Origin of the sequence: Haemophilus sp. HMSC066A11, assembly GCF_001811665.1 — a bacterium.
GTDB classification, from domain to species: Bacteria; Pseudomonadota; Gammaproteobacteria; order Enterobacterales; family Pasteurellaceae; genus Haemophilus; species Haemophilus influenzae.
Genome location: NZ_KV805866.1, coordinates 246,621 through 270,649, shown reverse-complemented (window position 1 = coordinate 270,649; position 24,029 = coordinate 246,621). Strand labels below are relative to the sequence as shown.

Here is a 24,029-nt window from a genome sequence, read left to right as displayed (position 1 = left end):
TTGAAAAACACGTCGAATTTTAACCGCACTTCCCTTAACGAATAGAGAAAAATATTATGGTAAAAACACTTTACGAAAAATTATTTGATTCACACATTGTGTATGAAGCAGAGGGCGAAACGCCAATTTTGTATATTAACCGTCATTTGATTCACGAAGTAACTAGTCCGCAGGCTTTTGATGGGTTACGCGTCGCAAATCGCCAAGTACGCCAAGTAAACAAAACTTTTGGCACAATGGATCACAGCATTTCTACTCAAGTACGAGATGTCAATAAACTTGAAGGTCAGGCTAAAATTCAAGTGTTAGAACTGGATAAAAATACCAAAGCAACAGGCATTAAATTATTTGATATAACAACCAAAGAGCAAGGTATTGTACACGTTATGGGGCCAGAACAAGGTTTAACCTTACCGGGTATGACAATTGTTTGTGGCGATTCACACACCGCAACGCACGGTGCATTTGGTGCCTTGGCTTTTGGTATTGGTACTTCTGAAGTAGAGCACGTATTAGCCACTCAAACTTTAAAACAGGCTCGCGCAAAAAGTATGAAAATTGAAGTGCGTGGTAAAGTCGCATCAGGTATTACGGCAAAAGATATTATTCTTGCCATTATCGGCAAAACTACGATGGCAGGCGGTACAGGACACGTTGTGGAATTTTGTGGCGAAGCGATCCAAGACCTTTCTATGGAGGGGCGTATGACCGTCTGTAATATGGCAATTGAAATGGGTGCAAAAGCAGGCTTGATTGCGCCAGATGAAACCACATTTGCATATTTGAAAGATCGTCCACACGCGCCGAAAGGCAAAGATTGGGATGATGCCGTAGCTTATTGGAAAACCTTAAAATCTGACGATGATGCACAATTTGACACTGTGGTAACGCTAGAAGCAAAAGACATCGCACCACAAGTCACTTGGGGGACAAACCCAGGGCAGGTAATTTCTGTGAATGAAACTATACCAAATCCGCAAGAAATGGCAGATCCTGTACAACGTGCTTCGGCAGAAAAAGCCTTACATTATATTGGCTTGGAAGCTGGCACTAATTTAAAAGAGGTTAAAGTTGATCAAGTGTTTATTGGATCTTGCACCAACTCACGTATTGAAGATTTACGCGCAGCAGCGGCAGTGATGAAAGGTCGTAAAAAAGCGGATAACGTAAAACGTATTTTAGTGGTACCAGGTTCTGGCTTAGTGAAAGAACAAGCGGAAAAAGAGGGCTTGGATAAAATCTTTATTGCCGCAGGTGCAGAATGGCGTAATCCAGGTTGTTCAATGTGCTTAGGAATGAACGACGACCGTTTAGGCGAATGGGAACGCTGCGCTTCAACGTCAAACCGTAACTTTGAGGGGCGTCAAGGTCGTAATGGACGTACCCATTTAGTAAGTCCTGCAATGGCAGCGGCGGCAGGAATGTTCGGTAAATTTGTTGATATTCGTGAAGTGGCATTAAATTAAGGCTCAATAAGAGGAAAAAGAAAAATGGCAGGATTTAAACAACTTTCAGGCTTAGTCGTACCATTGGATGCGGCAAATGTAGATACCGATGCAATTATTCCAAAACAATTTTTACAAGCCATTACCCGCGTAGGTTTCGGCAAACACTTATTCCACGAATGGCGTTATCTTGATGTGGACGGCACCAAGCCAAATCCAGAATTTGTCTTAAATTATCCGCAATATCAAGGTGCAACAATTTTGTTGGCGCGTAAAAATCTTGGCTGTGGTTCTTCTCGTGAACACGCCCCTTGGGCATTAGCAGACTACGGCTTTAAAGTAATGATCGCCCCAAGTTTTGCAGATATTTTCTATAACAACAGCTTAAACAACCACATGTTACCGATTCGTTTAAGCGAAGAAGAAGTAGAAGAAATCTTCCAATGGGTATGGGCAAATGATGGCAAACAAATCCACGTAGATTTAGAAGCGATGACGGTCACTGTAGGGGATAAAGTTTATCACTTTGAACTGGATGAATTCCGCCGTCATTGTTTGTTAAACGGATTGGACAATATCGGCTTAACCTTGCAGCACGAAGACAAAATCTCAGCATACGAAAAAAATATTCCAGCGTTTTTACGTTAAAAATAAAAAATGAGCTGATTTTTCACCGCACTTAATCACTGAATTTCATTCAAAAATAAAGCCCTGTAATACACAGGGCTTTGTCGTCTATAACGCTAATTCAAACAGGCTTATTAAAAACTAAAACTTAGTTTCACTTCCGCTGTTTTTTGTTTTTCCGCTTGTTTTGCTTTTGTTAATCCACCGATTAGACTTAATTTCACATTATGATATTTCAATTTAAGCCCTGCGTTATATTGCTGTTGGTTTTCCACGTTGTAAGCAAAATCATATCCATTTACATTAATTTTGCCATTGCCTTGATTTGCATCATATCGAGCAGACAAAATTGGCGTAATGGCAAACTCGCCTAAGTGATAAGTATAACTTAAATCAACTTGAGCAAAGGCTGTTTTGACAGATATTGGATTTACTTTAATGCGAGCTTGATCTAATGCAAAATTAGCGTTTGATAAGTAACTATAACGAACCCCTACAGTTGGTTTAACAGCAAAATTGCCAAGATTAAATGCTTTGCCTGCGGTTAAACCAAATTGTGCAGTATGGCGAGCAAATTTCGCATTATGATTAGTTTGTAAGTTGCTTTGGAAATTACCATAGCCTAAATCCACCGCTAAATACCAATGATTATCCATATAATATTTAGAATAGAGATTTGCTTGTGCTAAGGTATTTTTACTGCTTGCCTTATCAAAGTTGTTACTATTGCGAACATAAGTAAACACACCACCTAACTGAACATTGCTTGAGATTGTTTGATCCCAACCAAGTTGAGTTTGCGCACTTTTAGAACTAAAACGACGATATTGACTTGAGGAATAATTTTTGTTCATTGAAGTATTAGATACCCAAACGTTATATTGCCCCTCGTTATTCATTTCTAACTGGCTAATATGTTGAGAAACGGCTTTCCCTACATTTAATGCAACAAATTGTGCTTTTGCCATTGCATTAGAAAGTACCGCATTGGTGTTTGTACTTGTGAGATTGCGTAATGGTTCGACATTATGTGGAGCCGAGCTAACATCCCTTCTAGATCTACGCTTCGGTTTACTGCGTTTTGAATTATCAGCTACTGTTGTTTTTTCAGTAGAAGTCTCTTGAGGCTGGCTAACACTTCTTCTATGTCTACGATTTGGCTTACTGCTTTTTGAATTATCAGCTACTGTTGTTTTGTCAGTAGAAGTTACTGTTGTTTCTTCAGTAGAAGTCTCTTTAGGCTGGCTAACACTTCTTCTACGTCTACTCTTTGACTCACTGCTTTCTGAATTATTTGCTACAGAATTATCCGCAACAGTATTAGCTTCAGGCTGACGATCATTTTCGGTCACAGTTTCCATTTGTGGTTTATCGGATTTTTCAGCAGTTTCTGTCATTGCGGTTGCAGAGCCAGTATTTATTGAATTCTCTGGTGCAGGTTGTTCAACATTTGAGCTAGTCTCTTTCGCAGGTTGTTCAGTGCTTACTGTTGCACTTGGTTGTGTTTGCAGTTGAGCTTGAACTTCTTCTGCATTCTCAACAGTCGGAACCTTTTCACTTTCAAGCTCTGCTTGCGGTTGAACAGTTTCAGACTGTTCCTGTTTCGGAGACGCTTGAGAAGCCATTTGAGGTGCTTCTTGAGTTTTCTCTTTTTCTACTGTAGCTTTTTCCTCTCTTTCTACAACAACCTTATCTTTTGTTGATTGAGAAACAGTTTTTTCTGGTTGATTTTGTGATACAGATGTTACAGGTTCATCGTTAGTTTTTTCATTTGGTTGAGTTTCTTCCGCTGGTTTACTGTTTGGCAAAGTTGCCTCTGCCGCAGCAACAGTTGTCGGTTGTGTTTGCGGTTGAGCTTCTTTTGCATTTGTATCAGTTGGAACTTTTTCAGGAACAGGCTCTGCTTGTTTCGGAGACACTTGAGAAGCCATTTGAGGTGCTTTTTGAGTTTCCTCTGTTTCTACTTTAGCCGTTTCTTCTGTTCCTGCTGGATTTATATTATTAGAAGACGAGCTAATACTTCTTCTAGGTCTGCTCTTTGGTTCACTGCGTGTCAGATCATTTTTCACTGCTGTTTCTTCAGTAGAATTTATTTCAGGCTGGCGAGCAGTTTCAGTCGTTTGAGTGTTAGTTTCTACGGTTGGTTTAGCTTCTTTTGCAACTTCTCCAACTTCTCCATTTTGAGGTGTTGTTTCGGCTGCTTCTTGCTCGTTTCTCGCTACTGTTTCATTTTCTTGCGGATTATTTTCAGCCACTTTTTCAGTTGTCTCTGATGGAACACTTTCTGAATTGGAAGTATCAGATTGTGTTGCGGTATCAGATTTTGGAGCAGTTTCCGTTGAGTTAGCAGTATTTGCCTCTTCCATCGCTGGTTGAGTGGTTTCTGCAGGACGAGTTTCTGGTTGCTCGTTTGCCATTGCTGATCCAGTAGCAGGTGCAGGTGGTGCTGGTGGTAGAGCTGGTGCTTCATCAACACGAGCTATTTCTTCACTGTAATTTGATACGCTAGGTGCATCAGCTTGCATATTATTAGGCATTGTAATACTTGGCGTATCGACAATTTGATTTCTTCTTTCTACCTTTGGATTATACAAATCGTAACGTCCATCAGTTTCTTTCAACGTATATTTCCAAGCACCAATATCAACACTGCCATTTGCTAATGTCACTTTTAAATTACTTCTTTCAGCAACTGTTGAAGCATCAAAAAGCGTGAGTTCATTTTTTGTAGGTTCGCCTGTTTTATCTGCTACTTGTAATGTAAAGTTACCTGTGGCGGATTTGGTTACAACAACTTTGTCGCCTTGTTTATTGGCAAGATCAGTTAAATAATAGAAAGAACCGTTACCTGATAAGCTATTCACAGTCAGTGTGTTATATGTAGTTACTTTATTTGCATCGTTTTGTGCATTTAAATGAATATGCCCATTTGCTAGATCTAATTGATGAACATCACTATTTTCTGTTAAATACCAATGGCTATTTTCGGTTAAACGTACTTGGCTGTTTCCACCTGCCTGAATTGAGCCATGCAAATTGGCTTTGCCTAAGGTAAAGTTTGCATTATCTGATAAATTTACATTGCCGCGTAGATTAGTAGGTTTAAAACTATTAAGGGCTTTTTCGGATAAAGGATCGTTAGTGCAAGTCACATAGCCCGTATAGTCAGAACGTACACAAACTGTGTCGCCTGCTTTATAGCCGATATGAACTTGTGCTTTATTAGAGGCGGTGATATTAGAAGTAATATTTGCAACATTGCGTCCTGAATAAAGGGTGGCGGTGCCACTCACTTTCATTGTGGTTGCTTTAAAAGTGCGGCTAATCCAGTCATCTTCTACCACAACTTCATTATTTTCAGTAAAGTGAGGATCTTTATTTGTCGAAGAAATACCTGCAATATCTCTTGCGTGTGGTGTTGGTCTACCGGAAAGGAATAATGTGCCTTTTTCAACATTTAAATCGCCATTAAGGTTTGTTCCGCCTGTTAATAAAAAGCGATTTTGCTCGGTTTTGCCATTAAAAGTAACATTTAATTTACCGTTTTTATTCTTATTTTCTTCCTCGCCAAAATAACCGTTAAAGCCATTCATACGCTCGTTGTTGATATGGTTCATTACATTTTTTTGAGCGTCTGCTTTAGACATTCCCATATATAGCCAACTATCATTGCTTTCTCCTCTGTTTCGAGGAAATTCTGAACTAGTACTAGCACCTTTTCTTAAAGTATAATAAGTATAGTTATCCGAATTTAAATAGAGTTGTTTACCATATGGTATACGACGAATTCGTAATGGGTCGTCTTCATCTTGTGCTTCTATTGTATGTATTAGATTAATTTGGTTTGGATCCGTAATCAAATTATCCCCAGTAATTGTTACCGTAGAGGTTTTGCTGGTATTGTGATTTACTATTCTTGCCCCATCATCAATATTTCTGATGTGATCAAAGGTTAGAGAATTACCGTTTAAGTCTAATCGACCACCTCTAAATCCAAAGTAAATAGAGCTAGGAGCTACTTGTTTTTCATCTGTGAGAACAACAGTTGGGCGACCGCTTACAATTCCAAGCATAGAGAAAGCTTTAACTTTTCCCGATGAATCAGCCTCTTGTTTTAGGATAACTTTTCCATCCCCTACTTTAAGTTGCCCTTTGTTTTCTCCTTTTCCTTGTACAACTAAAGTACCTTCACCAATTTTAGCTAATCGATCATATTGAGGATTATGCACTTTCCATACAACGGTATTTCCTTTTTCGACAGATACACCAGCTCCTTTCCAAGTAGTATTATCTGAAATGCCTTTAACTTCATAATCACCTTCAAAAAATAATCCGCCAGCACCTTGATCAATATCATTGTTTAAGGTAATTGTTCCACTTCCATTAAACGTAACATTTTTGCCATGATTAGTATTTTTTCCATCAGATAAATCAACATCCAACGTTTCAGAACTATTAGAAATGACACTTGATTTTTTATTTATAAGTTTCCAATTATATTCTGTATTAAGATTGGTCAATGAACCTGCAGTATCTCTGCTATAAACAGTTTTAGCAAAGTCAGGTTTATAAATATTCCATTCTTGCCAAGATTTTTTGTAATACCCTCCCCAGTAATCATAAGCACCAAGAAAAAGCCATTTACTTTTTTCTTTATCATATACAAACAATGGGGAACCACTGTCACCTAAAACAGCGTAATTGGTAAGTGGATCTTGAGATAATATTTCTTTAGGATCAATATGTTTTTGATTTGAGTCGCCAAAGCCAACTAACCCATCATTTACGTGGTTAACTGTATAAGGCGTACCTGCAATACCATAGGTGTAGGCTTTACCGACTAATTTAAGATTAGAATAGTGAACACGTTGCTCTCTACCAGATATTACCCATCGGTCATCATAAGAGCCATTTTTTTCATAAATAAATTGAGTACCACTACCAAGTCTTACAAAGGCAGGATATTTCTCTTTATTGTTATATGTACCCGCTTTACTACTATCAGTTGAAGCCTCTATTGGTGCAACTTCGGTAACAAATTTATCAAGGCGAGGCATATAATAATCTTCACGACGTTTTTGAGCATCTTGTTCTTCTTTTGTTGTGAAAGGCTTTGCATTCTCGGTAGGAAAATCATTTTTTTCAACGGTGTTATATCGGTTTTCTTCAGAGGATACATCTCGGTGTACCTTGGCATTGCCATTATTCATATTGCCATTTAAGTTCCCGAAATGTAGTTCACTCACGCCGTTACCAACGTGTTTTACACCTACTACATATTGTGGATTTACCAACGTGGCAATTCTCTTATCTACATCCACCACACTAAAATCAATCATCGGAATGCCATCAGGTAAAGCATTGCCTAAAGATTGGTTATCTTTTTTTCTCACTTCCACATTTGTTGCACCAACAGAAAACTTCCCTTTATTCTCTGCAAAATCACGAAATATTTGATAATCCACATCGTCTCTCACTAACGCGGCTTCTGTATAAGGGGTTAATGCGTAGGCGACAGTAAGCGCAATAAAATTGAGTTTGAATTTTTTATTTAGCATAGAAGCTGCCCTTATTAATTAAGTTTAAAAAGTAGATTTGATATACAGCTACAAGTTGATTCAAATCTTGGCTGTGTGCGTTGATAGTTTGCAAGTTGTCTTCATTTTTATAATGAGTGGGTTTTATAGCATAAATCGCTCAAAACTTGAATTACATTTATTAGGTAATGATAATGATTTTTGATATTTTTTAAAAAATTGGCGTATTTTTTACCGCACTTTTGGTTAATTTAAGGCGTTAATGATGCCATTATGGACAGAAAACATTTTTTTGTTTTCCACTTGTATTTCTTTTAGTTGTCTTTGAGTGATGGCGGTAACAAATACTTGCGAACCGCTTTGTTGTAATCGTTCTGCCAACAAGGCACGTTTGTATTGATCTAATTCCGAGGCAAAATCATCGATTAAAAAAATACAATGGCGTTGCTTTTCTTTCATTAAATGCTCGCCCTGCGCTAGTCTTAATACACACATTAAAAGTTTAAGCTGTCCACGAGAAAGCACATCTTCCACTGGCAATCCTTGTGCTTTGAAACGAAAATCCGCTTTTTGGGGGCCAGAAAAGGTGTAATTTAAGGCACGATCCCGTTCAAAATTTTGTTGAAGAATTTCATAATAATCAGCATTTTTTTCCCACCCTTGATGAAAGCTGACATTAATTTCTAATTCAGGCAGAAAAAGTTGGCAAGTTTGTTCAATTTCAGGGCGGAGAGCTTCTGCATATTCGGCACGCCATTGACTTACTTGGTGGGCAAGTTTGGCAAGTTCAACGTCCCAAATTTTTATGGCAGAGTAAGGCTGATTTTGTGCGAGTGCGGCATTTCGTTGTTTAAGTAATCGGTTGAGATTGCTCCAAGCGGAATAGAAACTTGTTTGGTGGTGGAATAATCCCCAATCTAAAAACGCTCGGCGATAACTTGGCCCGCCGTTGAGTAAGGTTAAGCCCTCTGGCGTGATTAATTGCATTGGCAGAAGATGGGCAAGATCGGAAATTTTATTGCCATCTTCGCCGTTAATTTTTACTAAGGTGTTGCCTTGACGCAGTTTTTGTAAGCCGACAGACCATTGATGTTGGCTTTCTTGGATTTGTCCAAATAGGGTAAAGTGCGGTTCGTCGTAAGAAATGATGCGATTTGTGACCGCACTTTTAAATGAACGTCCGTGACCAAGATAAAAAATGGCTTCTAATAAGCTGGTTTTTCCGCTGCCGTTGTTGCCGATTAAAAAGTTAAAGCAGGGATCAAAATCAAGATCCACTGCTGTTAAGTTACGAAACTTTTCGACCAGTAAACGAGAAATCGCCATATTATAAACGCATTGGCATAATGACATATTCGCTGCTGCTGTCTTCACAGTTTTCAATTAAGCAGCTGGAGAACGCATCAGTTAAGCGCATTCGTACTTGATTACATTTAAGTGCATTCAGCACATCAAGAATATAGGTGACATTAAAGCCCACTTCTAATTCTTCGCCATTGTAATTGACATCGACAATTTCTTCTGCTTCTTCGTGTTCTGTGTTTGAGGCAGTAATTTTAAGCTGGTTTTCCTTTAAGCTTAAACGCACGCTGCGCGCTCGTTCATTAGATAAAATGGACGCACGAACAAAAGCCTGTTTCAGCATTTCCCAACTGCCTTCGACAATTTTTGTGGCATTACGAGGCAATACTCGGCGATAGTCAGGAAAGCGACCATCAATTAATTTTGATGTAAATACCGTGTTTTTTAAATGGACACGTAAATTGTTCGTGCCAATTTGTAAACGTGCTGGTTCATCGTTTGTTTCTAATAAACGAACAAGTTCTAACACGCCTTTACGCGGTAAAATCACAGAATGATTTTGTAATTCTTGTTCAAGTGAGATAGTACACACCGCAAGTCTATGACCGTCTGTTGCCACCGTTCGCAATAAATTGCCCTCTGTTTCAAATTTCATACCATTTAAGAAATAGCGTGCATCTTGGTTTGCCATAGAAAATTGAGTGGATTCAATTAAACGGCGTAAGGTATTTTGCGGTAGTTGAAAATCCACTTCAGACTGCCAATCTGTGAGGTTTGGATATTCTTCGGCAGGTTGGGTTGTCAGCGTAAAACGGCTACGCCCAGACTGCACTAAAGCACGATCTTGTTCAAAAGTCACCGTGATTTCTGAATCATCAGATAAAGTGCGGCAAATATCTAAGAATTTTTTTGCTGGAATGGTAAAAGTGCCATTTTCAGAAGACGATGAAAGCTGAGTTTGACTCGATAATTCGACTTCTAAATCTGTACCAGTGATAGTCAGACGATTGTCTTCAATTTGCAACAATACGTTGTTTAATACAGGAATATTTGGGCGATTACTCAATACGCCACATACTTGTTGCAACGGTTTTAATAAATTTTCTCTTGAAATGCTAAATTGCATTGCGTTCTCCTTTTATGCGGACAAAGTGCGGATTAAATTCGCCCAATCTTCTTGAATGCTATTGTCTTGCTCGCGAAATTTAGGTACTTCGCGGCAAGCGTTTAATACGGTCGTGTGATCACGATCAAATGCACGACCGATTTCAGGCAAACTGCGGTTTGTTAATTCTTTTGCTAATGCCATTGCAATTTGGCGAGGGCGAGTGACTGAACGTGCGCGACTTTTTGATTTTAAATCTGAAACCTTAATTCGATAATATTCAGCTACCACTTTTTGAATATTTTCAATAGTAACCAAGCGTTCTTGCAGAGCCAAAATATCTTTTAAGGTATCACGCACGAAATCAATATCAATGTCACCGCCTTTGAAGTCTTGCATTGCTTTTACTCGATTTAATGCACCCTCAAGTTCACGCACGTTGGTACGCAAGCGTTGAGCAATGAAGAAAGCAACTTCTTCTGGCAAGTTCATATTATGTTCTTCCGCCTTTTTCAATAAAATCGCTACGCGAGTTTCAAGATCGGGCGGCTCAATGGCTGTAGTTAAGCCCCAGCCAAAACGTGATTTTAAACGTTCTTCAATTTTTTCAATTTCTTTAGGATAACGATCCGAAGTTAAGATAATTTGGCGACCTGTTTCAAACAAGCTATTGAAAATATGGAAGAATTCTTCTTGAGTTTTTTCTTTTTCAGCGAAAAATTGAATGTCATCCACTAAAAGCGCATCGAGAGAACGATAGAATTTTTTGAACTGATCCATTTTATTATCACGCACTGCTTTTACCATATGTTGCATAAAGTTGTTGGCGTGAATATAAAGCACACGTGCATTCGGTTTATTGGCTAAAATGCCGTTGCCAATGGCGTGTAACAAGTGAGTTTTCCCTAAACCAGTGCCGCCATATAAAAAGAAAGGATTGGCTGATGGTTCGCCCGGTGCTTGAGCAAGTTTTTGACCGACTGCGCGTGCCAGTTGGTTCGACTTACCTTCAACAAAGTTATCAAATAAGTGTTTAGTATTGAGATGAGATTCAAATTTTACTGAAGTACTAGATTCTGTTTGAAAATCTACCGCACTTTCTGATCTAAGTGTTGTATTTGGTGTACTTTCCACTATCTTGGGTGCAGGTTTAACCCCTTCTTTTAAAGAAATACGCAGTTCAGGATTTTGTGCAAGTGTCTGACAAATTTGCTGGATTTGTGCGAGATAATGGGTTTCCACCCAACCTTTCACAAACATATTAGAAGCATATAAAACAATGTGGTTATTTGATACTACATCAGCCTGTAAAGGACGAAGCCAAGTGCTAAGATCGCTGGCTGAAACTTGATCTTGAAGTTGTAACAGGCAACTTTGCCAAAGATTTGAGAGAGTCACAAAAGGATCCTTATTGTTTTTGTAATAGAGAAAAGTGCGGTAAAAATTGTCGGAGATTTTACAATAAATGCGTGAAAAGATCTTGTAAAAAATCCAAGTTTGGTTTTTCACTTAAGCAGATTATAGAACAGAAAAAGATGCGCCAGTAAGGTATAGATATAGCATATCTAGTCCATCTGGCGCATTTTAATTTAGAATTTCATTTCTAATGTTAAGGTATAGTTTCGTCCTGATGCTGCGTAGCGAGTATAGTTACCAATATTTTGATGTTGATTGACCGCACCTTGTGCTGTTTGACGCACCGCTTCCCAAGTAACATAGCGATAGTTTAATAAATTATATACTCCTAATCGGAACAAAATACTTCTATTCACCATGTAATAACCCGATACATCTAAGATATGCCATGCCCGAGTAAGTTTTCTTGTTGATTTTACATTCCTTGAATTGTTACCCAATGCACGTTTTCCTAGCAATTCATTTTGAGATTTTGCTTTTGATTGAGTAAACATTGTATTAATTCCCCAAGTATTACTTGGATGATCATAGCCTAAACCAATGATATAACGGCTGGGCTGAATGGCATCAAATAAATAACTGCTTACGGAGGCCAAACCAGCATTGATTTTTTGATCTTTAACTTTTACTCGGTTATAAGCAAATGTTGCATACCAACCGTAGGGAATACGTTTCCATAAACCATTAAAATCTAATTGTGCAGTTATATTTACGCCAACTAATTTTGCATTTTGTGCATTATGATATCCATAATTGCCCTTTCCAGTAGTTCCATTTTTACTAAGTTCTTCAGCAAAGGCGATAAGATTTCGATAAGCATTACTAAAATGACTGATCTCAATATTACCAAAATCCCCTTTTAGAGCGAGACCAAACTCTTGGTTACGAGATGTTTCAGGTTTAAATTTACCTATATAAACATCGGTATCCTTGCCACCATACCGCCAACCATACATTTCAGCAAAACTAGGATTTCTAAATCCAGTAGAAAGGCGATAAGAAAGATCAAGCCATTCCGTTGGTTTTATGACAATACCAGTATTCCAAGAGAAATTTTTAAATTTACCAACACTAATAGTTGATTCATTAGCTTTTGTACGAGATACGTCATACCGAATACCTAAACCTAAATCAATGTATTTCCCTAATGCCATATTATTGCGTGCTGCGAAATAATAATTTTTCCCTTTAATTAACCGCACTTTACAGTCGCTGTAATTAGAGGAGCTACCTTTATAATTACAATGATCTTGTCCTACAAAATCTACTTTTGGTGTTGAGTATAAGTAAGGTTGTTTTTCGTAACCATTTCTTCGTTTACCAGCAACTGTCCCTGAAATACTATTTGCCGTAGCGATAACACGTCGAGTTAAATAATCTTTATGCTGAAGCGCTGAAGTAAAGTCATCAAAACCAAGATTGAAGGCAATTTGATGAGTAAGCCAATTTTGTTGAATTTTTTTCTCTAAATTCAATTGCAACATATTATGTTTTTCTTTATAAACATTTCTATCAGAACGATAGTATGAATAAGGTTTATCAAGTGTTGGGCGGCAATTCTTACTTGGATTAGGATAAAGACTGCAATGCGTATGTCGCATATAACTGTCAAGTATGATGTTTTGTTGATTAGCACTTAACACTGCTTTGTCAATGATTCCCGCTTTGTTCTTATTTTCGTAAATATATTCAATACCTACACGCTGTTTTCTATGGTGTTCATCGAAATAAAGCCCACTTGCATATTTAACGCCTCGGCCATCCTCAATATGTTGATATGCACCATGATCTTGCATTGGATAAAAAGAACGACTGCTATCATCCCGTCTTTCTGTTGGGCTTAAATAAGCGGGAAATGTCATATCACGGATATCAAATTTTTGTTGTGTGAATTCAAAAATACCACCAATATAATGTTGTTCAGAAAAATGATACCCTCCTCTTAAAAACCAAGACTGGCTTTCATATTTCATTGGATTAGGTTTGATACGGTTAGCCCCCGTATAATCTGAAACGCTTACGGTTTCGCTTTGGGAGGATAACTTCGCAGGTGGCTTGGCTACACACGTGTCATCACCCTTTGGACACTCATCTTGCATCACAAAGTATCCTGCAGATCCATCTGTTGTGGCGATTAAGCGATCATAACTTTGCACGCCTTTTAATGCATCTTTATGGACTTGGGTTTCAATTGAATTTCGTTGAGTGTAAATGGCTAGCCCTTCAAATCCCCCTTGTTTTCCTGCTACAGCTAAAGAATGGGTAAAGCCTTTATTTTTGCTTGAATAAGCATTTTTAGTTTGAATTCCCCATGATTTGTCTCCTTCTAAGATATCGGCTGCTGATTTGCTTTGAAATGTTACAGAACCAGCTAGTGCTCCATTTCCATACTCAGAAGAACTGCCCCCCTTGCTTATTTCGACGGCCTTTACATTTTCATATTCAATTTCATTAATTGCACCAGTGCCAGAATATCCTGAACGAGCAACTAAAGGGCTTTGCACTACATAAGATTGCGTTTGAGGTAAACCATCTACCAATAAAGCAACTCTATTTCTGTCCATACCACGAATAGAATATCCAGAACTTGCACCGCGACCTTGTTCTACAACTGAAATCCCTGGATCATAGCGTGTTAGATCACGAATATTTAATACTTGTTCTCGGCTGATACTTTCACTCGTTTTTATAATTTTGCCAAGTCCAGTTACTTCATTATCTTTACGATCTCTTACTTTTTCTGCAGTGACTGAGATAGTTTCTAATTCTGAATCTTCTGTACTTTGAGTGTCCACTTCAGATGATATAGCTTCTTTTGTATCTTTTATACTTTGAGTTTCTGCTTTTACATAGCATGAAATTAAAAGACAAGAAATAATACTTAGGCGAAAATAGGGTTTTTTAGTCATTTTTAGTATTCCATTATTTGGTTGTTTCTACTTGTTGTCTCGCACCAAAGACAACTGCAGCTCTTGCATTTTTTGAATTGGATGATGAAGGTACGGTTGAGGAACTTTTATCTGTAGGATTTCCGTTATAGGTGAAATAACCGCCTAATTCTGTAGCGTTCGGCCCATAAAATGCCCCATTTACTGTTGCCGTGAAATTGACGTTAGATGTGCCTTGTGTACTTTGGGGATCAATCGCTACATTGTTTGCGGTTGCTGTACCAGTGAAGTTATTCTTACCACTTTTAAAGGTTGCATCAATTGTAAATACGGTATTTTGATTATCGTGTCGTTTTAATTGGCCTTTTAATGTTTTATCGGCAAAATTTACATTAAACTCGGCGAGAGCATTGTTCTCGCGTTTCTTATCACCACTGGGGGAGTAAGATGTTGAACCATCGCTCAGATAACCAAACCAACTACCGAGATATTTTGCACTTCCTCCTTTAGGAATTTCAGAACTGGGAGTACGGAGACCTAATAAGAATTGATAATAAGTGTTCGATAGATTTGTCGCTTGTTTTTCTTTTTCTTTTTCTTTTTCTTTTTTTTCTTTGTCTTTTTCTTCTTCTTTAGGTGGGACTTCATAATACATACCAAATTTCACATAGCTTAGATTACTGCAACATGCTTTTACTTGATAGGTTTTCTTTCCTACAGTATGGTGCTTACTACTTATGAAATCACCACTCTCAGGTAAAAGAGGAACAGGGTAATTATCAATTAAAAGGTAATCAGCTTCACCAAAACTTGATATATCTTTCGTCTTAAAGTTTTCTGCATCGGTTATTGTATTGGCTGTTGTATCGGTTGTTGTATTGGCTGCGGTACTGGTTGTTGCATTGGCTGTTGCATTGGTTTTTGCATCGGTTGTTTTAGTAGAGAAAGTAGTTAGCTTGCCATCAATTAAGGTTTCTTTGGGTAATTTTTTGTTTTCTTCCGTTCCTTTGGCACTAAATACCCCAAAAACTTTTTTGTCGCCAGCTAAAAACTTTCCTCCTAATTCTTGACCTTCAGGCCCGTAAAAACCACCTTCTAATGTTCCCTCGCTGGTAAAGGGATGTTCTTTAGAATCTTTTTGGGTAGGATTTACTTTACCTCTGAATCTATTACTATAAATATGGGCATCTATATCATAGAGTTTTTTCTTTTCATGGTTTTGAATATGAGTTTGTCTTTTGGTGTAAAACAGTCCTCCTGTCAGTTTTTTAGTCCCAAAATCTGCACTAAATTCACTCACTAGCCCTTTTTCTCTATTCTCATCATTTTTAACTTCTAAATCAATATCTTCTGGAATTGCACTACGTCGAAAATAAGCTTGACTGCCATTACTTAACAAAGGATACCTTTTGCCATTTTCAGCTGCGGTGATGAAGCTCCAAGTTCCTTTATACGTTACTTTGCCATTTACAGGTAATGTAGTGGCTGTTTGCTTGCCAAAGTAATACGCATATCCATAGTAACCAGAATAATAATACTTGTTATTTTTAAGATCGTTTAAATTCCACGATGGAATATAATAAAGTCCTGAATATACATATCTTTGTCCATGATCATTTTCTTTTGGATTTGTTGTACTAGGCTCGTCTATTGAGCCAACTGGACTTGTATAGTGTTTATTTTCTTTTTCAACATCAGCTTTAATCGTTGAAAGTGAGGAAAATATCATATAGTCATCTTCATTTAAGAGACTAGGTTTTGTCCTATCACGAAGATTCTGAGCCACTAACTTCATCCCTCCCCCTAAAGAAGGAATGGACAAATTTTCCAATTTAGATTTTGTTCTTGAACTTGAAGTATCGTCTTGATAACGTGGTTTAGAAGAGGAGGGATTAGAGACGTCATCTACATCAAAAGAACCACCTCCCCCGCTACAAGCACTTAATAAAAAGGAAAGTCCACCAGTGATAAGAGGTACAGATTTCATAGAATTATATTCTTATACAAAATTGATAATTGTTCGCATTATCATTTTTTTTTTTGTAATAATGTCAACTTATAATTTTTTAAGTTCATGGATAAAATATGAAAAATGGCGTAAAACAACTTTCTCTCTTATCATTAATAGGCTTATCATTAACGAATGTAGCTTGGGCAGAAGTTGCACGTCCTAAAAATGATACATTGACAAATACGATTCAAAGTGCGGAATTAAAAACCTCCTCTTTTTCTTCTATGCCTAAGAAAGAAATACCAAATAGGCATATTATTTCTCTTTCCAAAAGCCAATTAGCGCACCATCCAAGACTTGTTTTGCGTGGGTTAATTCCTGCTTTATATCAAAATAACACTCAGGCAGTTCAACTGTTATTACCACTATATAAACAATTTCCTCAGCAAGATAATTTCTTGCTAACTTGGGCAAAGGCTATTGAAGCTCGTGAACAAGGTGATTTAACTCAATCTATTGCTTATTATCGTGAATTATTCGCTCGAAACGCATCTTTACTACCTTTGCGTTATCAATTAGCTCAAGCTCTATTTTTTAACTATGAAAATGAAGCTGCCAAAATTCAATTTGAAAAATTACGTACAGAGGTAGATGATGAAAAATTTTTAGGTGTTATTGATCAGTATCTTTTAACACTAAATCAGCGGAATCAATGGATATGGCAAGTAGGATTAAATTTTTTAAATGATGATAATTTGAATAACGCTCCAAAAAGTGGCACAAAAATTGGTAGTTGGACCGCTTGGGAAAAAGAAAGTGGGCAGGGGGTAGGGTATTCTTTATCAGTAGAAAAAAAATGGCCGTGGGCAGATCATTTTTTTAGTAAAACTATGTTTAATGGGAATGGAAAATATTATTGGGATAATAAAAAATACAATGAGGCTACTGTGCGTATAGGTGGTGGTTTAGGCTATCAAACTGCCTCAGTTGAAGTCTCGTTGTTTCCTTTTCAAGAAAAGCGTTGGTATGCAGGCGGTAGCTCTGGAACGAATACAATGAAGCAATATGCGGATAAATTGGGTATTCGTTTAGAAAACGTAGATTGGCTAAGTAAAACTTGGCAAATTTCTACCGCACTTGAGTATGGAGAATCTCGTTATAAAATCCGAAAACATTTAGATGGTAATTATTATTTCATTTCATCAACATTATTTTATTTGCCTAAAAGTACTCAATTTTGGTTTGTTGGAATGGATTTTCATCGAGAAAATACACAAGCATTAGATAATGCTTATCAACAAAAGACATTGAGACTTGGTTGGGGGCAGGATTGGTCTCATGGTATTTCATCACGTCTTACTTTTAGTTATGCCAATCGAGTGTATAGAGAGAAAGATTTGATTGGGATACAGCAAAAAAATCGTGAATACACAACCACAATTACTTTATGGCATCGAAATATACATTTTATGGGATTAACACCTAAATTATCGTGGGATTATCAAAAATCCACTAGTAATCATGCTTTTTATCGTTATGATAAAAATAGAATTTATCTCGAAATTGGAAAAATATTTTAAGGTTGTAAACTAACTGTTGAGTTATCTCTAACATTGTCAAAGTGCATACACTATATTTTTAATATTAGTTTGAGATTTTTTAAAAAATTTCTGTTTCTTATTTGACGAACGCGCATTTTATGACTAGAATTGCACCCTATTTTATTCACTCTTAATTGTATTTAGGTAAATTAAAATGAAACGTACATTTCAACCTTCTGTATTAAAACGTAGTCGTACTCACGGTTTCCGCGCTCGTATGGCAACTAAAAATGGCCGTCAAGTTTTAGCGCGTCGCCGTGCTAAAGGTCGTAAAAGTTTATCTGCATAATCACAATTCTTAGTGGTTAAGCTGAACTTTTCAAGGGAGTTACGTTTATTAACTCCCATTCAATTCAAAAATGTTTTCGAACAGCCATTCAGAGCTAGTACTCCCGAAATTACAATCCTTGCTAGAAAAAATAATCTTGAACATCCGCGTTTAGGTTTGACCGTTGCTAAAAAACATTTAAAACGCGCCCACGAGCGTAATCGAATTAAACGCTTAGTACGAGAAAGTTTTCGTTTATCACAGCATCGTTTGCCTGCTTATGATTTTGTTTTTGTAGCTAAAAATGGTATTGGAAAACTCGACAATAATACATTTGCACAAATACTCGAAAAATTATGGCAGAGACACATTCGCTTGGCACAAAAATCTTAATTAAGATTATCCGTCTTTATCAAATTATGATTAGTCCGTTTATTGGGGCTCGTTGTCGGTTTGTGCCTACTTGTTCTTGCTATGGTATTGAAGCATTAAAAACACACGGATTATTAAAAGGTGGTTGGCTTACGCTGAAACGTGTATTAAAATGCCATCCTTTAAACGCAGGTGGATTCGATCCTGTTCCACCAAAAACCAATAATAATGATGAGAAAAAATAATGGACTCAAGACGTAGCCTATTAGTGCTTGCACTGATTTTTATTTCTTTCCTTGTTTATCAGCAATGGCAGTTGGATAAAAATCCACCTGTGCAAACTGAACAAACAACTTCAATAACTGCCACTTCTGACGTTCCGGCAAGTTCCCCTTCTAATTCACAAGCCATAGCTGATTCTCAAACTCGTGGTCGTATTATTACTCTTGAAAACGATGTGTTCCGTTTGAAAATTGATACATTGGGTGGCGATGTAATTAGCTCTGAATTATTAAAATATGATGCAGAATTGGATTCAAAAACACCGTTTGAATTATTAAAAGATACTAAAGAGCATATTTATATTGCGCAAAGTGGTTTAATTGGTAAAAACGGTATTGATACTCGTTCTGGTCGTGCGCAATATCAAATTGAAGGCGATAATTTTAAATTAGCAGAGGGGCAAGAATCTCTTTCTGTACCGCTTCTTTTTGAAAAAGATGGCGTAACTTATCAAAAAATCTTCGTATTAAAACGTGGTAGCTATGATTTAGGCGTAGATTACAAGATTGATAACCAAAGTGGTCAAGCCATTGAAGTTGAGCCTTATGGTCAATTGAAGCATTCTATTGTTGAAAGCTCTGGTAATGTTGCAATGCCTACTTATACTGGCGGTGCATATTCTTCTTCAGACACTAACTATAAAAAATATAGTTTTGCTGATATGCAAGATAATAATCTTTCTATTGATACTAAAGCTGGTTGGGTTGCGGTGTTACAACATTATTTCGTTTCTGCGTGGATCCCAAATCAAGATGTAAATAATCAACTTTACACAATTACAGATAGTAAAAATAATGTTGCATCAATTGGTTATCGTGGTCCTGTTGTCACTATTCCTAGTGGTAGCCAAGAGACGATTACAAGTTCATTGTGGACTGGTCCTAAACTTCAAAATCAAATGGCAACTGTCGCAAATAATTTAGATTTAACCGTTGATTATGGCTGGGCTTGGTTTATTGCTAAACCGTTATTCTGGTTATTAACCTTTATTCAAGGGATTGTGTCTAACTGGGGTTTAGCGATTATCTGTGTAACAATTGTAGTGAAAGCAATTTTGTATCCTCTTACAAAAGCACAATATACTTCAATGGCTAAAATGCGTATTTTGCAACCGAAAATGCAAGAAATGCGTGAACGTTTTGGAGATGATCGCCAACGTATGAGCCAAGAAATGATGAAGCTTTATAAAGAGGAAAAAGTAAATCCACTTGGTGGTTGTTTGCCAATTCTTCTTCAAATGCCAATTTTTATCGCATTATACTGGACGTTCTTAGAAGCCGTTGAATTACGTCATGCACCATTCTTTGGTTGGATCCAAGACTTATCGGCACAAGATCCTTATTACATTCTCCCTATTTTAATGGGTATCTCAATGTTCTTGTTGCAAAAAATGTCTCCAACACCAGTAACTGACCCAACACAACAAAAAGTAATGAATTTTATGCCATTAGTTTTTATGTTCTTTTTCTTGTGGTTCCCATCAGGCTTGGTATTATACTGGTTAGTATCTAACTTGATCACTATCGCCCAACAGCAATTAATTTATCGTGGTTTAGAGAAAAAAGGGTTGCATTCTCGTAAAAAATAGTCACGAACAGGCAAAAAGAAAGGCACGGAATGTGCCTTTCTTTATTATTTGATCTTAATATATTCTGCATTTTGTAGAGATAGAGTTTTTTTAGTAGAAACAGGGATAAGCGTTATCCCTCTAAATTAAAAGTGCGGCTAGATTTTAAAGAGTTTTTTATGAAAGAAACAATCGTTGCTCAAGCTACTGCACCAGGTCGTGGTGGCATTGGGATTTTAAGGGTCTCTGGGCCTTTAGCAACAAAAGTTGCTCAAGCTATATTAGGTAAATGCCCGAAGCCAAGAATGGCAGATTATCTTCCTTTTAAAGATGCTGATGGCACTATTTTAGACCAAGGGATTGCGCTTTATTTCAAATCGCCAAATTCATTTACTGGTGAAGATGTGTTGGAATTGCAAGGTCACGGTGGACAGGTTGTATTAGATTTATTACTCAAACGTATTTTACAAATTGATGGAATCCGTTTGGCGAGACCAGGCGAGTTTTCTGAACAAGCTTTTTTGAATGATAAATTGGATCTTGCTCAAGCTGAGGCCATTGCGGATTTAATTGATGCAACATCAGAACAAGCCGCACGTTCCGCATTAAAATCCTTACAAGGAGAGTTTTCTAAAAAAGTAAATACATTAGTTGATTCTGTGATTTACTTACGTACTTATGTAGAAGCAAGCATTGACTTTCCTGATGAAGAAATTGATTTCTTGGCGGATGGAAAAATTGAAGCAAATTTACGTGGTATTATAAATCAGTTGGAAGATGTTCGCTCTGAAGCCAAACAAGGTTCTATTTTACGTGAGGGAATGAAAGTCGTGATTGCTGGTCGTCCGAATGCGGGTAAATCGAGCTTGCTTAATGCGCTTGCTGGTCGCGAAGCGGCTATCGTCACGGATATTGCAGGTACAACCCGTGATGTATTGCGTGAGCATATTCATATTGACGGTATGCCATTGCATATTATTGATACCGCAGGTCTTCGAGATGCAACCGATGAAGTAGAGCGTATTGGGATTTCTCGTGCTTGGACAGAGATTGAACAAGCCGATCGTATTATTTTGATGTTAGATAGTAGCGATCCTGAAAGTGCAGATTTAAGCAAAGTGCGGTCAGAATTTTTAGCAAAATTACCCTCAACCTTGCCAGTTACTATTGTTAGAAACAAAATTGATTTAAATGGCGAACAAGCAAGTGAAAGCGAACAGGGTGGTTATCAAATGATTAGTCTTTCCGCTCAAACGCATGATGGCGTAAAACTTTTACGTGAACATTTGAAACAAGCAATGGGTTTCCAAGCTGGCATGGAAGGGGGATTTTTAGCTCGTCGTCGTCATTTAGATGCGTTGGATAAAGCCGCAGAGCATTTACAAATCGGTTTGGTTCAACTTACAGAATTTCACGCAGGAGAACTTTTAGCGGAAGAATTACGCTTAGTTCAAAGCTATTTAAGTGAAATTACGGGTCAATTCACATCCGATGATTTACTTGGTAATATTTTTAGTTCTTTCTGCATTGGAAAATAGGAAGCGTAAAGTGCGGTCATTTTTTGGCAAAAATTTAAATCAAAAGCGGAGATTTTTGGTGGCATAGTGCTGATTGGAATTGGCATTAGCTTGCTTTATGAGTACGGTGTTTTTACTTTTTAAGATGCTAATTTTTTACGTTTAGATTATAATCAGGAAAATTTTATATTTATAACAAGGGTTATAGAATGTTAATTGAAAAAATGCACAATTTAACAAACTCAAAGGTTTCTAAATTTATCTTAGGTTTGATTACTGTATCGTTTTTAGTTGGTGGAATGTCTGGCTATCTTTTTAGCTCAAATGATACTTATGCGGCAAAAGTGAACGGCGAAGTGATTTCTCAACAAGATTTTTTAAATCGCTATAATCAAGAATTTGAAATACGCGCACAACGTGAGGGAGAGGCGTTTGTGGCTCAGTCTGATTCTCCTGAATTTGTTACCGCACTTCGTCAAAACATCGTTAATCTAATGATTGATCAAGAATTACTTCGCCAATATGTTAAAGAATTAAAATTAGGCGTGAGTGATGAAATGATTAAACGTGCAATCGTGACCGATCCTAATTTTCAAGTAAAGGGTAAATTTGATAATGCTGTTTATCAACGAATATTACAACAAAATCATTTAACTTCAGATGGTTACGCTTCAATTTTACGTGCTTCGTTACCTCTTGAACAAATACAAAATGGCGTTGCTAACAGTGAATTTATTGTTCCTGCTCAAGTAAAAAATAGCGCAGAAGTTTTCTTTCAAAAGCGTTTAGCTCGTTTAGCAACTTTATCTCTTGCAGATGAAATGGCAAAACAATCAGTCTCTGATGATGAAATCAAAACGTATTATGAAGCTAATCAAAAGTCTTTTGTTCAGCCAGAGCAGGTTAAAGTTCAGTATATTGATCTTTCTGCAGATAACATCAGTAGAAATCTTCAAGTTACAGATGTAGAAATTGCACAATATTATCAAGATAATAAAGCACAATTTATGACTCAACATTTAGCACATATTCAATTTGCAAATGAACAAGATGCGAAAGTGGCTTACGAGGAATTACAGAAAGGGGCAAATTTCGCTGATGTCGCTAAAGCGAAATCTTTGGATAAAATTTCTGGTGAGAATGGCGGGGATTTAGGCTGGGTAAATGAGAATGAATTACCAAAAGCCTTTGAAGATGCCGCAGCTGCATTGCAGGTAGGGCAATATAGCCAACCAATCAATGTGGATGGCAATTACCATATTGTGTTAGTGCAAGAACGTAAAGCGCAAAGTTTGGAGAATGTGAAAGCTCAAATTGCAGATTTAGTTCGTAAATCTTTGATGGAGAGTCGTTATTTTTCTTTAGAAAAACAAGCGAGTGATAAGGCTTTTGAAGACAGTAAGTCACTTCATACTGCAGCACAAGCAGCAGGTGTTAAGGTTCAAGAGAGCGATTATTTTTCTCGTCAAAATGTGCCAGCTGGATTAAATTTCCCTAATGTTATTTACACAATATTTGAATCAGATACTACGAATGTTGGTATGAATTCTGAACCAATTAATGTAGGCGATTATCACACAATTATTGTACGTGTGTTGGATCGCAAAGCAGAGGGCGTAAAAAGTTTAGAAGAGGCTAAAATAGATATTGAAACTTTCTTAAAACGTCAGAAAGCTGAGAATGCGCTTAATGAAAAAGCACAACAAGCAGTGAAAAAATTAAGTGAAAACCCTGAATCAAAAGTAGATGGCATTAATTTCTCAAGTGAGCAGACTTTTACTTTAAGTGAAAATAAAGATCCTATTTTAACAAATGGTATATTTTCAATTGCTAAACCTGAATCAAGTAAAGCTCTTTATCAAGTGGTGCATAATTCAAATGGCGATGTCGTTGTTGTCGCTTTGAATAAGGTTGAACAAGGCAGTTTAAGTGAAAAAGAATTGTCGCAATTTGGTATGCAATTATTGCGTAGTCATCAATCTGAATTACAAGTTCAGTTAATACAAGGATTACGTGAGAGAGCGAAAATTGAGGTAAATGATTCTTTCATCAATCAAGATGATGAAGCACAACAATAGTAGGTTAAATTATAATTTGAGATAAATTCTGCTCAAAAGTGCGGTAAATTTCACCGCACTTTTTTACTTTTGT

General features: G+C 37.2%; 15 protein-coding genes. 9 read left to right on the top strand and 6 right to left on the bottom strand.

The window, feature by feature from the left end; genetic code table 11:
* Positions 1-56: 56 nt before the first annotated feature.
* Together leuC and leuD are read left to right on the top strand one after the other, a co-directional pair.
* The gene (gene leuC, locus HMPREF2813_RS04245) at positions 57-1,466 is read left to right on the top strand and encodes a 3-isopropylmalate dehydratase large subunit (protein WP_014550980.1); all 1,410 of its coding nucleotides are present in this window, start codon (positions 57-59) and stop codon (positions 1,464-1,466) included.
* Positions 1,467-1,490: 24 nt separating this feature from the next.
* Positions 1,491-2,093 (top strand): 3-isopropylmalate dehydratase small subunit, encoded by a 603-nt coding sequence (gene leuD / locus HMPREF2813_RS04240; protein WP_005669693.1) that lies wholly within the window; start codon positions 1,491-1,493, stop codon positions 2,091-2,093.
* A 113-nt stretch (positions 2,094-2,206) separates the two neighbouring features.
* Here leuD and HMPREF2813_RS04235 read toward each other — a convergent pair whose 3' ends face one another.
* The 6 genes from HMPREF2813_RS04235 to HMPREF2813_RS04210 all read right to left on the bottom strand — a co-directional run bounded on the left by HMPREF2813_RS04235 (position 2,207) and on the right by HMPREF2813_RS04210 (position 16,307).
* Complete coding sequence (locus tag HMPREF2813_RS04235; protein WP_070646985.1) at positions 2,207-7,630, bottom strand: S6 family peptidase; 5,424 nt, start codon at positions 7,628-7,630, stop codon at positions 2,207-2,209.
* 225 nt (positions 7,631-7,855) lie between these two features.
* Positions 7,856-8,935: a DNA replication/repair protein RecF gene (gene recF, locus HMPREF2813_RS04230; protein WP_014550978.1), complete on the bottom strand. Its 1,080-nt coding sequence runs from the start codon at positions 8,933-8,935 to the stop codon at positions 7,856-7,858.
* A 1-nt stretch (position 8,936) separates the two neighbouring features.
* Positions 8,937-10,037, bottom strand: a complete 1,101-nt coding sequence (dnaN, locus tag HMPREF2813_RS04225) for a DNA polymerase III subunit beta (protein ID WP_014550977.1) — start codon at positions 10,035-10,037, stop codon at positions 8,937-8,939.
* Between the two features lie 12 nt (positions 10,038-10,049).
* Complete coding sequence (dnaA, locus tag HMPREF2813_RS04220) at positions 10,050-11,414, bottom strand: chromosomal replication initiator protein DnaA (protein WP_014550976.1); 1,365 nt, start codon at positions 11,412-11,414, stop codon at positions 10,050-10,052.
* A 191-nt stretch (positions 11,415-11,605) separates the two neighbouring features.
* Positions 11,606-14,341 carry a lactoferrin/transferrin family TonB-dependent receptor gene (locus tag HMPREF2813_RS04215; protein ID WP_014550975.1) on the bottom strand — a complete coding sequence of 912 codons (2,736 nt, stop codon included), beginning with the start codon at positions 14,339-14,341 and terminating at the stop codon, positions 11,606-11,608.
* A 13-nt stretch (positions 14,342-14,354) separates the two neighbouring features.
* The gene (locus HMPREF2813_RS04210; RefSeq protein WP_048946791.1) at positions 14,355-16,307 is read right to left on the bottom strand and encodes a transferrin-binding protein-like solute binding protein; all 1,953 of its coding nucleotides are present in this window, start codon (positions 16,305-16,307) and stop codon (positions 14,355-14,357) included.
* A 98-nt stretch (positions 16,308-16,405) separates the two neighbouring features.
* Between HMPREF2813_RS04210 and HMPREF2813_RS04205 the strand changes: the two genes are divergently transcribed.
* The 7 genes from HMPREF2813_RS04205 (at position 16,406) to HMPREF2813_RS04175 (ending at position 23,956) form a co-directional block, all read left to right on the top strand.
* A complete protein-coding gene (locus HMPREF2813_RS04205) occupies positions 16,406-17,851 on the top strand; it encodes a surface lipoprotein assembly modifier (RefSeq protein WP_014550973.1) in 1,446 nt (481 codons plus the stop codon).
* 175 nt (positions 17,852-18,026) lie between these two features.
* Positions 18,027-18,161, top strand: a complete 135-nt coding sequence (gene rpmH / locus HMPREF2813_RS04200; RefSeq protein ID WP_005539760.1) for a 50S ribosomal protein L34 — start codon at positions 18,027-18,029, stop codon at positions 18,159-18,161.
* A 12-nt stretch (positions 18,162-18,173) separates the two neighbouring features.
* Positions 18,174-18,533 (top strand): ribonuclease P protein component, encoded by a 360-nt coding sequence (rnpA, locus tag HMPREF2813_RS04195; RefSeq protein WP_005647913.1) that lies wholly within the window; start codon positions 18,174-18,176, stop codon positions 18,531-18,533.
* Positions 18,497-18,757 (top strand): membrane protein insertion efficiency factor YidD, encoded by a 261-nt coding sequence (yidD, locus tag HMPREF2813_RS04190; protein ID WP_005647910.1) that lies wholly within the window; start codon positions 18,497-18,499, stop codon positions 18,755-18,757. Before rnpA ends, yidD begins: the two co-directional genes overlap by 37 nt.
* Entirely contained in the window at positions 18,757-20,382 is a 1,626-nt protein-coding gene (gene yidC, locus HMPREF2813_RS04185; RefSeq protein WP_014550972.1) for a membrane protein insertase YidC, read from the top strand. Before yidD ends, yidC begins: the two co-directional genes overlap by 1 nt.
* 158 nt (positions 20,383-20,540) lie before the next feature.
* Positions 20,541-21,899 (top strand): tRNA uridine-5-carboxymethylaminomethyl(34) synthesis GTPase MnmE, encoded by a 1,359-nt coding sequence (mnmE, locus tag HMPREF2813_RS04180; RefSeq protein ID WP_041174639.1) that lies wholly within the window; start codon positions 20,541-20,543, stop codon positions 21,897-21,899.
* A 188-nt stretch (positions 21,900-22,087) separates the two neighbouring features.
* Positions 22,088-23,956 (top strand): SurA N-terminal domain-containing protein, encoded by a 1,869-nt coding sequence (locus HMPREF2813_RS04175; protein WP_014550970.1) that lies wholly within the window; start codon positions 22,088-22,090, stop codon positions 23,954-23,956.
* The last annotated feature ends 73 nt before the right edge of the window (positions 23,957-24,029 follow it).

Bases quoted from the DNA above. Each gene is read 5' to 3' on its own strand.
- yidC (WP_014550972.1), top strand. From the start codon at position 18,757: ATGGACTCAAGACGTAGCCTATTAGTGCTTGCACTGATTTTTATTTCT.
- leuD (WP_005669693.1), top strand. From the start codon at position 1,491: ATGGCAGGATTTAAACAACTTTCAGGCTTAGTCGTACCATTGGATGCG.
- mnmE (WP_041174639.1), top strand. From the start codon at position 20,541: ATGAAAGAAACAATCGTTGCTCAAGCTACTGCACCAGGTCGTGGTGGC.
- HMPREF2813_RS04205 (WP_014550973.1), top strand. From the start codon at position 16,406: ATGAAAAATGGCGTAAAACAACTTTCTCTCTTATCATTAATAGGCTTA.
- dnaN (WP_014550977.1), bottom strand. From the start codon at position 10,037: ATGCAATTTAGCATTTCAAGAGAAAATTTATTAAAACCGTTGCAACAA.
- leuC (WP_014550980.1), top strand. From the start codon at position 57: ATGGTAAAAACACTTTACGAAAAATTATTTGATTCACACATTGTGTAT.
- recF (WP_014550978.1), bottom strand. From the start codon at position 8,935: ATGGCGATTTCTCGTTTACTGGTCGAAAAGTTTCGTAACTTAACAGCA.
- HMPREF2813_RS04210 (WP_048946791.1), bottom strand. From the start codon at position 16,307: ATGAAATCTGTACCTCTTATCACTGGTGGACTTTCCTTTTTATTAAGT.
- HMPREF2813_RS04175 (WP_014550970.1), top strand. From the start codon at position 22,088: ATGTTAATTGAAAAAATGCACAATTTAACAAACTCAAAGGTTTCTAAA.
- yidD (WP_005647910.1), top strand. From the start codon at position 18,497: ATGGCAGAGACACATTCGCTTGGCACAAAAATCTTAATTAAGATTATC.
- HMPREF2813_RS04235 (WP_070646985.1), bottom strand. From the start codon at position 7,630: ATGCTAAATAAAAAATTCAAACTCAATTTTATTGCGCTTACTGTCGCC.
- HMPREF2813_RS04215 (WP_014550975.1), bottom strand. From the start codon at position 14,341: ATGACTAAAAAACCCTATTTTCGCCTAAGTATTATTTCTTGTCTTTTA.
- rpmH (WP_005539760.1), top strand. From the start codon at position 18,027: ATGAAACGTACATTTCAACCTTCTGTATTAAAACGTAGTCGTACTCAC.